Annotated in this window: 2 protein-coding genes; one reads left to right on the forward strand and one right to left on the reverse strand. The window is 64.5% G+C overall.

From position 1 onward, the window contains the following. Positions 1-1,189: M3 family metallopeptidase (locus tag EN884_RS32510; RefSeq protein ID WP_245492023.1), on the forward strand; the 1,189-nt coding region annotated here is incomplete at its 5' end. Here EN884_RS32510 and EN884_RS32515 read toward each other — a convergent pair. Further along, positions 1,190-2,589: M81 family metallopeptidase (locus EN884_RS32515; RefSeq protein ID WP_164895301.1), on the reverse strand; the 1,400-nt coding region annotated here is incomplete at its 5' end. It abuts the gene before it with no gap.

Consider the following 2,589-nt stretch of genomic DNA (forward strand, 5'->3'; position numbering starts at 1 on the left):
GAAGCGCGACGACGCCATGGCCAAGGCGGCGAAGGCCGTGCACGCGCTGCTCGATCCGGTGTGGGAGAAGGCGCTTGAGAAGGCAGAAAGCGACCAGATCGAATTGCAGCGCGTGGCCACCGCAGCCGGCAGCAACGAAAAATTCGCTGCCTGGGACTGGCGCTTCTACCAGGAGAAGCTGCGCGCGGAGAAATTCGCCTTCGACGAGGCGGAACTGAAACCTTATCTGCAGCTCGACCGGATCATCGACGCTTGCTTCGACGTGGCGACACGGCTGTTCGGCATCACCTTCGAAGAGAAAAAGGACATCGCGGCCTGGCATCCGGACGCCCGCGTCTTCGTGGTGAAGAATGCCGACGGCAGCGAGCGCGGCCTTTTCCTGGCCGACTATTTCGCCCGGCCGTCAAAGCGATCCGGCGCCTGGATGAGCGCGTTGCAATCCGGCTACAGGCTCGGCCACGGTGCGAGCCCGGTCATCTACAACATCATGAACTTCGCCAAGCCGCCGGTGGGCGAGCCGGCTCTGCTGTCGGTCGACGAGGCCAAAACGCTGTTCCACGAGTTCGGCCATGCTTTGCACGGCATGCTGACCGACGTCACCTGGCCCTCGGTTTCGGGCACTTCGGTCAGCCGCGATTTCGTCGAACTGCCTTCGCAGCTCTACGAGCACTGGCTGACCGTGCCGGCAGTGCTGGAAAAGCACGCGCTGCACGTCAAGACCGGCAAGCCGATGCCCAAGGCGCTGCTCGACAAGATGCTGGCCGCGCGCACCTTCGGCGCCGGCTTCGCCACGGTCGAATTCACCGCCTCCGCCTTGATGGACATGGCCTATCACGCGCGGGCGGAGGCGCCTGAAGCGCCGCTTCGTTTCGAAGCCGAAACGCTTGCAGAACTGCATATGCCGGACACCATAGCCATGCGTCACCGCACCCCGCATTTCGGCCATGTCTTTTCCGGCGAAGGCTATTCGGCCGGCTACTATTCCTACATGTGGTCGGAAGTGCTCGATGCCGATGCTTTTGCCGCCTTCGAGGAAACCGGCGACCCCTTCAACCCGGCACTCGCCGAGCGGCTGCGCAAGAACATCTACGCGGCCGGCGGGTCGAAGGATCCGGAAGAACTCTACACCGCCTTCCGCGGCAAGATGCCGTCGCCGGAAGCGATGATGGCCAAGCGCGGGTTGGTGTGATTAGCCAATCTCCCCCCTCGTGGGGGAGATTGGCAGCTTCCAAGGATCCGTCACCCTCGGCCACACCGGCCTTGTCAGCTTCTTGTAATCGGTCACCGCCGGATTGCTGGGATACGAACTCGGCGCCGAGACATAGATGATCTCGGCGGCGATCGGCTCGAAGCCGGCGTAGAAATGATTGGTCGACTTGATCAGCAGCATGTCCTTGGCTAGCGGATCGACGCCGATGTTGGAAAAGATATCCGGCTCGAAAGTCTGCGTGCGGTTGGTGTTGAGGATGATGTCGACCTCGGTGCCTTCGAGGCGGACCAGCGCCGTCGGCCCAAGCGTCACCCGGCTTGGCCCGAAACTCTGCCAGCCCTCCGCAACCGCCTTCAGCACGCGCACGCGCGCATCGATCGGCTCGCCGGCTTGCGGCCCGGCCTTGCCGCCGAAGCGCAGGTCGATGACTGCGCCCTCGCCTGCCGCCAGGCAGAAGGTGACCGCAATCGGATCCCAGATGGTCGCGACGGCGAACCTGTCCAGGCCACGCGCCAGCATCTGGCGCAGCACGAAGGTGCCGTCGCCGGGCACACCGCCGCCGGGATTGTCCCAGATATCGGCGATGACCACCGGCTTGCCCGGATTTTCTGTGCGCACGGCCAGCGCCCGATCGATGCCGTCGGCAGCACTCAGCATCGTCATCGCCGTCTTTTCGCGCAGCGCGTAGAGTTCCCGCCCGAGCCGTTCCGCCAGCGCGTCGCCCTTGGCCTTGTCATTGTCGGTGACGACCAGGATGCGCGTGCCCATCTCGGGCACATCGGCCGCCATGAAGCCGTGGATGACGGAGACCGACAGCACGCCGTCCTTGCCGTGCAGCGCCTTGATGCGATCGACGAAGGACCGCATCGGCTCGCGGCTGGTCGGCAGCACCTGGATCATGCGGCAGTCGAAGGTCGAAATCACAGGGTTGATCTCACCGCGCACTGCTGCCAGGCCAAGCTCGACGACATGTTCGCCGCGCTCGTAGAAATCGGTGTGCGGAAATTCGAGGAAATAGGCGAGAATGTCGGAGGCCGCGACGCGCTTCGGTGTCAGATGGCTGTGCGGATCGAGTTCCACGGCGATCACCACCTCCGGCCCGACCATTGCGCGAACCCGTTCGAGCAGATCGCCTTCGCAATCGTCATAGCCTTGCGCCACCATGGCGCCATGCAGGCCGAGGATGACAGCATCGACCGGCAGCGCCGCCTTGAGCTGGCCCAGAATCTCGTCGCGCAGAGCCTCATAGGTCTGCCGCTGCACCAGGCCGCCCGGCTCCGCCCAGGTGGCGGTGCCTTCGATGACGTCGAGGCCTTCGGCCACCGCACGCCGGCGTAGCGCCACCATCGGCGAGGAGCACAGCGTCGGCGTTTCGGGAT

Source organism: Mesorhizobium sp. M7A.F.Ca.AU.001.01.1.1 (assembly GCF_004022735.1).
Lineage (GTDB): Bacteria > Pseudomonadota > Alphaproteobacteria > Rhizobiales > Rhizobiaceae > Mesorhizobium > Mesorhizobium ciceri.